Below are 9,626 nucleotides of genomic sequence, written 5' to 3' on the forward strand. Positions count from 1 at the left end.
AGGTTATCCTGCATCTTTTATTTTATAACTGCCATCCCGGTTAATTCCCGTACTGATCTTATATTTTCCTCCTGCAAATAATTCCTTATACCTTCAACCACTTCTAAAGCCAGGCGAGGGTTCACAAAATTTCCGGTGCCAATAGAAACGGCACTGGCTCCAGCCAGTATAAACTCTACCGCATCCTCGCTGCTCATAATCCCTCCTCCGCCTAAAATCGGCAGGTCTACTTCCTTATAAACCTGATAAATCATGCGCAAAGCCACTGGTTTTATAGCCGGTCCTGACAAGCCTCCAAAAATATTAGCCAAAACCGGTTTTTTCTTTTTTATATCAATAGCCATCCCCAGCAGGGTATTTATCATGGAGAGCGCATCGGCTCCGCCTGCCTGGGCAGCTTTTGCTATTTCCACTACATCGGTTACATTAGGAGAAAGTTTGGGTAAAACCGGAAGCGAAGTCTCTTTCTTTACCGCCTCCACCACTTCTTTTACCGTATCCGGATGGGTGCCAAACTGCAAACCACCTTTTTTAACATTGGGGCAGGAAATATTAAGCTCAATAGCAGCTACTCCTTCATTCCCCTCGATTTTTGCTGCCATCCGCGCATATTCTTCCACCGTATTGCCGGCAATGTTGACAATAACCGTAACCCCCTTATCCCTGAGACGAGGGAGATATTCTTTAAGAAAAACATCTACCCCCGGATTTTCAAGACCTATAGCATTAAGCATTCCCGCTGGAGTTTCCGCAATACGGGGAGAAGGATTTCCACTTCGCGGCTCCAGAGTAGTACCTTTGACTATTACCGCTCCGATTGCTGATATATCTAAAAAATCCTCATATTCCAGCCCGTAGCCGAAAGTACCTGAAGCCACCACCACCGGATTTTTAAGCTTCAGTCCCCCCAGATCTACGGAGATATCGACATCTTCCTTAACCCCTGCCTTATTAAAACTGCTTTGCACGGTAAAGCCTCCTTCCCTATAACACCATCTCATCCATTCTAAATACCGGGCCATCCTTGCATACCTTGACATAATATTCATCATCAGGCTTTAACTTGCGGGCACATCCCAAACAGGCTCCTACCCCGCAGGCCATATGCTCTTCCAGCGATACCTCTCCCGGTATTCCATTCTCTTCGGCATATTTCTTAACCAGGGCCATCATAGGCTCAGGTCCGCAGGTATATATAAAGTCTATCTTAGGAGGAAGAAATTTGGGATGCAAAAGATCCGCCACTAACCCCTTATGTCCGGCACTGCCATCCCGGGTAGCTACCATCAAATCAACTTCCAGTTTGCGCAAACGTTCAAAGGCCACCAGTTCTCCCCTCTTTTCCGCCCCATATAAAACTGTAACCTGGCAGCCTTTTTCCTTCGCTGCCCGGGCCAAATACACCAGGGGTGCTATTCCTACCCCCCCTCCTACCAGAAGTACATGCTGGTTGTCGGCCAGCGAAAAACCTCTTCCCAAAGGGCCCATAATATCAATATTCTCTTTAACCCCTACCCTGGTTAATAGTTCCGTTCCCCTCCCTACTACTTTATAGAGAAGGGTTATACTGCCCAGTTTTTTGTCTACATCATAAATGCTTAAAGGTCTTCTAAGCAAAGGGTCCATAGTCCCCCCCACTTTTACATGCACAAACTGTCCTGGCTTACAGGAAGAAGCAATAAGCGGAGCAACCAGTTCTATTTCATAAAAATCCCTTGCCAGCCTGTTGTGAAGAATAACCAGCCCTTTCTCCAGTGTAGGCATAACCTGATACCTCCATTTCTCCATTCCTTCAAAAAGGGGATGTAGAGCATCCCCTTTTTGAACTATTTTCCGACATATTCATTTAGAGATTTTACCTGCATATCAGAAAGCCTAATACCATTTCTTAAAACCTTCTCCACTACCTGCAAGGTATCAAGGGAAGTAAGACAGGGTATATTAAGCTCAACCGCGGCCCGGCGTATATGAAAACCGTCGGTGTAAGGTCCCCGCGCCTGAGTTATGGTATTCACCACAAAATCTACTTTTCCGCTCCTTACCAGATCCACAATATTAGGGGAGCCTTCCTGCATCTTCTTTACTACTTCCGCCTCAACTCCTACCTCTTTAAGGGCTCTGGCCGTCCCTTCAGTAGCTACTATCTTAAATCCCATCTGATAGAAGCTTTTAAGTATCGGCAAAGCTTCTGCCTTGTCCTTATCAGCGATGGTGGCGACAATCGTACCTTGCTCAGGGATATTCACTCCTGCCGCCAGAAGTCCCTTGTATATAGCGGCATTGAGATCTTTATCTATCCCCATTACTTCACCGGTAGATTTCATCTCCGGACCCAGGTTTATATCTACTTCATGCAGTTTGCCGAAGGAAAATACCGGTACTTTTACGGCAAAGAAATCAGGTCTGGGCATAACACCACCCTTATACCCCTGTTCTTTCAGATTTTTCCCCAGCATGATGCGGGTGGCCAGTTTTACCATGGGAATGCCGGTAACCTTGCTTATGAACGGTATCGTACGGCTGGAGCGCGGATTCACTTCCAGTACATACAACTCATCATTGTATTCTACAAACTGGATATTTATAAGGCCTTTCACCTTTAATTCCCGCGCCAGCTTGATAGTATAATCTATCACCTTCTGTTCTATGGCCGGGCTTATATCAAAAGCAGGGAATACAGCCATACTATCCCCGGAATGAACCCCGGCCCTTTCTATATGCTGCATTATGCCGGGAATAAGGACTTCTTCGCCGTCACATACCGCATCTACTTCTATCTCTTTGCCTAAAAGGTATTTGTCAACCAGTACAGGATGTTCGCGATTAACCTTGACGGCTGTAGCCATATACTGCCTTATCTCATCTTCATTGTGTACTATTTCCATAGCCCTTCCCCCCAGTACATAGGAAGGCCTTACCAAAACGGGATAACCTATATCCTTAGCCGCCTCTACCGCTTCTTCTACGGTAAAGCAGGTTTTTCCCGGAGGCCGGGGAATACCTAATTTTTCCACCATCTGATCAAAGCGTTCCCTGTCTTCAGCCCGGTCTATACTATCATAGGAAGTCCCCAGAATATTTACCCCGGCGCGATTAAGAGGTCCAGCCAGATTTATAGCCGTCTGTCCACCAAACTGCACTATAACCCCTTCCGGTTTTTCGCCATCAATCACATTCATAACATCTTCATATACCAGGGGTTCAAAATAAAGCCTATCAGAAGTGTCAAAATCAGTACTTACCGTTTCCGGATTATTATTTATGATAATAGCCTTTTTGCCTTCTTCCCTTAAAGCCCATACCCCGTGTACTGAACAGTAATCAAACTCTATCCCCTGTCCTATCCGTATAGGCCCTGAGCCTATTACCAGCACCTTTTCTCCTTCGATTTCCACCGCTTCATTTTCTTCCTCATAACAGGAGTAGAAATAAGGAGTTTGGGCATCAAATTCTGCGGCACAGGTGTCTACCAGCTTGTAGGTAGGAAGAATCCCCCACTCTTTTCTTATTTTGCGCACCTCATCTTCACTTATCCCTTTAAGTTCAGCTATTTCCGCATCGGAAAAGCCAAGTTTTTTAGCCTCCCTTAGAAGTTCCTCGTTTAAGTCTCCTTCCTTGAGTTCGCCGTAAAAATCTATTATGTTTTTGATCTTCTTAAGGAAATATTTGTCTATGCGGGTTATATCCCATATCTCTTCGATAGAAAAGCCCCGGTTGAAAGCTTCGGCTATTATGAAAATCCTCTCATCATCAGCTTCCTGCAGTCTCTTCCGGAGCAAGTCATTATCCAGGCTGCGCAGGTGAGGAAGCCTTAAACCATTAAGCCCGATTTCCAGACAGCGTATAGATTTCAAAAAAGCAGCTTCAAAACTGCGGTCAATAGCCATCACTTCGCCGGTCGCCTTCATCTGGGTACCCAGCCGGCGATCCCCAAAGACAAACTTGTCAAAAGGCCAGCGTGGCACTTTAAGCACTACATAATCAACAGCCGGTTCAAAACAGGCCGTAGTTTTACCAGTAACCGCATTGGGAATTTCATCTAAATTGTAGCCTATGGCCAGTTTAGTTGTAACTTTGGCAATAGGATAACCAGTGGCCTTGGAAGCCAGGGCACTAGAGCGGCTTACCCGGGGATTGACTTCAATAACATAATATTTCTTGCTGAAAGGATCCAGAGCAAACTGAATATTACATCCCCCGACTACTTTAAGAGCCCGGATTATCTTCAAAGAAGCTGACCTTAACATCTGATATTCTTCATCAGTAAGCGTCTGGGCAGGAGCCACCACTATACTATCTCCGGTGTGAATTCCTACCGGGTCCACATTTTCCATACTGCATATAGTTATACAGTTATCGTTGGCATCCCGCATGACCTCAAACTCGATTTCCTTGTAGCCAGCCACACTCTTTTCTATTAAAACCTGGTTTATAGGACTGTTCTTAAGGCCTTTACCTGCTACTATCCTTAACTCTTCCTCATTAGAGGCAGCTCCTCCCCCGGTTCCCCCCAGGGTATAAGCAGGTCTTACTATTACAGGATAGCCTATTTCTTTAGCAAAAGCTACAGCTTCTTCCACAGAGTGGACAATAGCACTTTCGGGAACCGGTTCCCCGATTTCCAGCATGGTTTGCTTAAAATACTCCCGGTCCTCGGCTCTAGCTATGGCATCCAGATGCATCCCTAAAAGCGGAACCCCGGTCCTTTCGTACACTCCTGCCTTGTCCAGAGCCAGGGCCATGTTAAGCCCGGTTTGTCCGCCCAGGTTGGCAATTATGCCATCCGGTTTTTCTTTCTCAATTATCTTTTCTACTGTCTCCACCGTTATCGGCTCAAAATAAACCCGATCGGCAATCTCCAGGTCTGTCATTATAGTAGCCGGATTAGTATTAAGAAGGACTACTTCAATTCCTTCTTCTTTTAAAGCCCGGCAGGCCTGCGTCCCTGCATAATCAAACTCTGCTGCCTGTCCTATTACTATAGGTCCCGATCCTATTACCATTACTTTTCGTAAATTCTTGTTTAGCGGCATTTTTATCCCTCCATTTAAACCTAAAAATATTCAGCTTAAAACATACTTATAAATTTCTCAAACAGGAATCCGGTTTCACTGTATCCGGGATAGCCTTCGGGATCAAACTGTACGGAAAAAGCTGGCATCTTTTCATGTTCAACAGCTTCGATCGTATTGTCATTCAGATTGCGCATGGTAACCTGAAGGCCAGTACCGTCAATAGTCTTTTCATCTATGCAGTAGCCGTGATTCTGAGTAGTAATATAAACCCTGCCGTTTTTCATATCCTTAACCGGCTGATTTCCTCCCCGGTGACCAAAAGGAAGCTTATTAATCCCGGCCCCCAGAGCCAGGGCTAAAATCTGGTGCCCCAGCCCTATGCCAAAAACCGGCTTCTTACCCAGAACTTCCCGGCAAGTATTTATCGCATAAGGCACAGCCGAAGGATCACCCGGCCCGTCAGATATAAATACTCCATCAGGATTTAAATTAAGTATTTCATCCCAGCCGGTATCAGCCGGAACTGCCACTACTTCACATCCCCGGCGGATAAAAGAATCGATCACTCCCCGCTTGGTACCCAGGTCTAAAAGCACCACCCTTTTTTTCCCTGCGCCGAATTTCATTATATTCCGGCGGCTTACATACTTTACCAGATCTCCTTTAAGCTCCTCGGCTTCTTTTCTGGCTTTTTCTACCAGCCAGTCCTTATGGCTAATATCAGCAGTAATAACCCCACCCATAATCCCTTCATTGCGCAATACTCTGGTCAGAGCCCGGGTATCTACTTCGGTCAGAACTGCCACCTCACTTTTATTTAAAAAACTTATAAGATCAGTTTCCATTTCATAATGACTGGGAAAATCAGTAGCTTCTCTTAATACCAGCCCTTTGACCATAGCTCCCCGCGAAGCATAGCTCTTTTCATTAAGCCCTACATTGCCTACCAGAGGGTAAGTCATTACTACGATCTGGCCATAATAAGAAGGATCAGTTATGATGTCCTGATAACTTATCATGGCCGTAGTAAAAACCACCTCTCCGCCAGCCAGCAAACAGTCATTCAGGAGCTTGCCGGTAAAAACCCGGCCGTTTTCCAGCACCAAATACCCTTTTTTCATCATCTCCACTCCTTATACCTTAATTTCTCCATCTTCAAAGACAATTTTGCCATTTACTATCGTCATAAAAGGCCATCCTTTAAATTTCATGCCCTTAAAGGGCGTATTCCATCCCCGGGAATAAAATTTTTCCACTTCGACCGTTTTTATAAGTTCGGGGTCAATTATGGTTATATCCGCCTTTCCCCCGGGAGTAAGGCTTCCTCTATCTATATTAAGAATACTGGCCGGTTTTACGGTATAGGCTTCCACCCACCGTTTAAGAGATAGTTTCCCCTCATGCACCAGCTTCATGCTTACCGGTATAGCCGTCTCCAGACCTGATATACCAAAAGCCGCCATATTATATTCACAATCCTTGGCTTCCCTTTCATGCGGAGCATGGTCAGTCGCTATACAATCAATTACCCCTTCATTAAGCCCTTTTAGCAAAGCCTCTACATGTTCTCTAGACCTCAGGGGCGGATTAACCTTGGTATCAGCATCATAGGAGCCTATCACTTCATCAGTTAATACCAGATGATGAGGGGTAACTTCAGCAGTTACATTTACTCCTTCTTCCTTGGCCCGGCGTATAAGTTCCACACTGCCCCTGGTAGAAACATGGCAGATATGAACCTTAGCTCCGGTAAGTTGCGAAAGGATTATATCCCTGGCTACCATCACTTCTTCCGCTGCTGCCGGTATGCCTTTCAGACCATAATAGGTAGAATAAAACCCTTCATGTACCTGTCCATCCCCGGATAAATCACGATCCTCACAATGGGAAAAAATGGGCAGATCGAACATCTTGGCATATTCCATCGCATAGCGCATCAAATCTGCTCTTCTAACCGGCCTGCCGTCATCGGAAAGGGCTACACATCCTGCCTGAAAAAGTTCGGCTATAGGAGAGAGTTCCTGTCCTTCCTGCTTTTTAGAAATCGCTCCTACCGGCAGAACATTAACTACTCCTTTCACCCTGGCCTGCTCCTTGATAAAACTTATTACCGTTTTATTGTCAGCCACAGGATCAGTATTGGGCATACAGCAGACAGTAGTAAAACCTCCTGCTGCCGCAGCTCTGGTCCCTGAATATATATCTTCTTTATATTCAAAACCCGGCTCCCGCAAATGGGTGTGCAAATCTATAAAGCCAGGACATACCAATTTGCCATGAGCTTCAATAATTATGCAATCTTCTGCATAAATATTCTGTCCTGTTTCTACTATTTTATCATCTTCCACCAAAATGTCCAGTACTTTATCTAAATCATTGGCAGGATCAACTACGCGTCCGCCTTTAACCAGCAATCTCATCTTTAGCCCCTCCCATCATCAGGTATAAAATAGCCATTCTTACTGCTACCCCATTGGTTACCTGCTCCTCAATAACCGCATGGTTTCCATCCGCTATGGCACTCGATATCTCAATCCCCCGGTTCATAGGTCCCGGATGCAGGACCAGCACATCTTCCCGGGCCAGTTTCAGATGCTCAGGCTGCAACATATAAAGGCTTGCATATTCATCCAGGGAAGGGAATAAACCCTTCTGCTGTCTTTCCCTCTGTATCCGCAGAACATTTATAACATCTACCCCCTTTAAGGCTTCTTCAAGGGAGTAATAGCTTTTAACCCCCAGTTTTTCAACTTCAGGAGGGATAAGGGTAGAAGGGCCTACTACCCTAACTTCACAGCCAAACTTGGTGAGCCCGTATATATTAGACCTGGCCACCCGGCTGTGCAGTATATCTCCGACAATAGCCACCTTTAAGCCTTCTAGGGTCTTTTTCTTTTCCCTTATGGTATACATATCCAGCAAAGCCTGGGTAGGATGCTCATTTACTCCATCTCCCGCATTTATAACCCTCATTTTGGTATTGCGGGCCACATAGTGGGGGGTTCCACTCATGGAATGGCGTATGACCATAAGGTCAAATCCCATCATTTCCAGGGTCCTTATCGTATCCTTAAGGCTTTCTCCTTTCTGTACACTGCTGGTAGAAACCCCTAGATTAACCGTATCAGCACTTAAATATTTACCTGCCAGTTCAAAAGAAGTTCGGGTGCGGGTACTGTTTTCATAAAAAACGGTAACCATCGCTTTTCCTCTCAAGGTAGGTACCTTCTTAATATCTCTTTTCAGGATGTCCTTCATAGGAACTGCTGTATCCAAGACAAGCTCGATTTCTTCCCTGCTTAAATCCTTAAGACCCAGAAGATCTTTTCTTTGTTCCCATTTCATCTTCTCCCGCCTCCTAATTCACATATTAAAAAAGCCTTTCTCGCCAGACTGGCAAGAAAGGCATACTAAACCGCACGCTGTGGTTTGCCGCCCTTGCCAGCCTCACAGGACTGCCTTAAAGGGTGGTGGTTTATTCATCATCGATTATTTCCTGTATTATAACCCCATCTTCCCCATCATATTCCTTAACCAGGACATTTACAATCTCCAGTTTGGAAGTTGGGGTGTTTTTGCCTACAAAATCTGCCTTTATAGGAAGCTCCCGGTGACCTCTGTCTATAAGAACTGCCAGCTGTATACACTGGGGCCTTCCCAGATCAATAAGGGCATCTAAGGCTGCCCGCACCGTCCTTCCTGTATACAAAACATCATCTACCAGCACAATTATCCTGTCATTGATGTCAAAATCGATTTCCGTCCGGTGTACCAGCGGATAAGCAGAAAGGGTAGTTAAATCATCGCGATATAAAGTTATATCCAAAACCCCTACGGGGACTTTCACTCCCTCAATCTCTTCAATCTTTCGAGCCAGCCTCTCGGCAAGAGGCCCTCCCCTTCTTCTTATACCTACCAGGGCTACATTTTCTACCCCTTTATTGCGCTCAATTATCTCATGGGCAATACGGGTTAGAGCTCTTTTCATAGCTGCCTCATCCATAATCCTCGCTTTTTCCCGCAGTTTCACAGCTCTCTCCTCCTAATCCAGCCAGCAAAAAAGCCTATTTTCGGCGTGAGGCCAAAAATAGGCTTAGCTACTCTTCTCCTAATTTATATCCTTTTCGCTACCTACCTTGTCAGCCTCACGGTGCTGACTTAAAGGTTTTCATTTAGCTAAATGATAAAGTAATAAAAATCACCTGTCAAGAAAAATTATTTTTTCGAACACAAACAGACGTTTTTTTGTGCTGTTCAGCCCTTAAACTGTCCCCTGTACTTTTTAATTCAACTTTTTCTTTAACTCCTCTATTCTCTCTACTGAAAGCCCGGTAATCTCTGCTATAGTTTCTATATCCAATCCTTTCTGCAAAGCATTCAGGGCTGCTTCCTCTTTGCCTTTTTCTATACCTTGCTCTATACCTTTGGCTATGCCTTGTTCTATACCTTTAGCTATGCCTTGTTCTATACCTTTAGCTATACCTTGCTCTATACCTTTCCTTATCCCTTCCTCTATTCCCTCTCTTCTCCACTTCTCCGCTAAGGTCATTAAATCCTCCCTCCTCTCAGGCAGTATTTTCTCTATACATTCTATAAGGATTTCCTCATCTA

General features: G+C 45.1%; 7 protein-coding genes and 1 pseudogene. All 8 read right to left on the reverse strand.

Annotation, left to right across the window (positions count from 1 at the left end; all coding sequences use genetic code 11):
- Positions 1-17 precede the first annotated feature (17 nt).
- Complete coding sequence (locus tag BUB92_RS07920) at positions 18-968, reverse strand: dihydroorotate dehydrogenase (RefSeq protein ID WP_073092547.1); 951 nt, start codon at positions 966-968, stop codon at positions 18-20.
- 16 nt (positions 969-984) lie between these two features.
- On the reverse strand, positions 985-1,764 hold the full coding sequence (locus BUB92_RS07925; protein WP_073092551.1) for a dihydroorotate dehydrogenase electron transfer subunit: 780 nt from the start codon (positions 1,762-1,764) through the stop codon (positions 985-987).
- Positions 1,765-1,826: 62 nt separating this feature from the next.
- Positions 1,827-5,033: a carbamoyl-phosphate synthase large subunit gene (gene carB / locus BUB92_RS07930; RefSeq protein ID WP_073092554.1), complete on the reverse strand. Its 3,207-nt coding sequence runs from the start codon at positions 5,031-5,033 to the stop codon at positions 1,827-1,829.
- Between the two features lie 35 nt (positions 5,034-5,068).
- Positions 5,069-6,136 carry a glutamine-hydrolyzing carbamoyl-phosphate synthase small subunit gene (carA, locus tag BUB92_RS07935; protein ID WP_073092557.1) on the reverse strand — a complete coding sequence of 356 codons (1,068 nt, stop codon included), beginning with the start codon at positions 6,134-6,136 and terminating at the stop codon, positions 5,069-5,071.
- Positions 6,137-6,148: 12 nt separating this feature from the next.
- Complete coding sequence (locus BUB92_RS07940) at positions 6,149-7,435, reverse strand: dihydroorotase (RefSeq protein ID WP_073092560.1); 1,287 nt, start codon at positions 7,433-7,435, stop codon at positions 6,149-6,151.
- On the reverse strand, positions 7,419-8,360 hold the full coding sequence (locus BUB92_RS07945; protein WP_073092563.1) for an aspartate carbamoyltransferase catalytic subunit: 942 nt from the start codon (positions 8,358-8,360) through the stop codon (positions 7,419-7,421). The genes BUB92_RS07940 and BUB92_RS07945 overlap by 17 nt, the downstream gene beginning before the upstream one ends.
- Positions 8,361-8,490: 130 nt before the next feature.
- Complete coding sequence (gene pyrR / locus BUB92_RS07950; RefSeq protein WP_073092565.1) at positions 8,491-9,045, reverse strand: bifunctional pyr operon transcriptional regulator/uracil phosphoribosyltransferase PyrR; 555 nt, start codon at positions 9,043-9,045, stop codon at positions 8,491-8,493.
- A gap of 252 nt (positions 9,046-9,297) precedes the next feature.
- A pseudogene (locus BUB92_RS07955) lies at positions 9,298-9,626 on the reverse strand (hypothetical protein); the annotation flags it as partial.

Source organism: Thermosyntropha lipolytica DSM 11003, assembly GCF_900129805.1.
Classification (GTDB): Bacteria; Bacillota; Syntrophomonadia; order Syntrophomonadales; family Syntrophomonadaceae; genus Thermosyntropha; species Thermosyntropha lipolytica.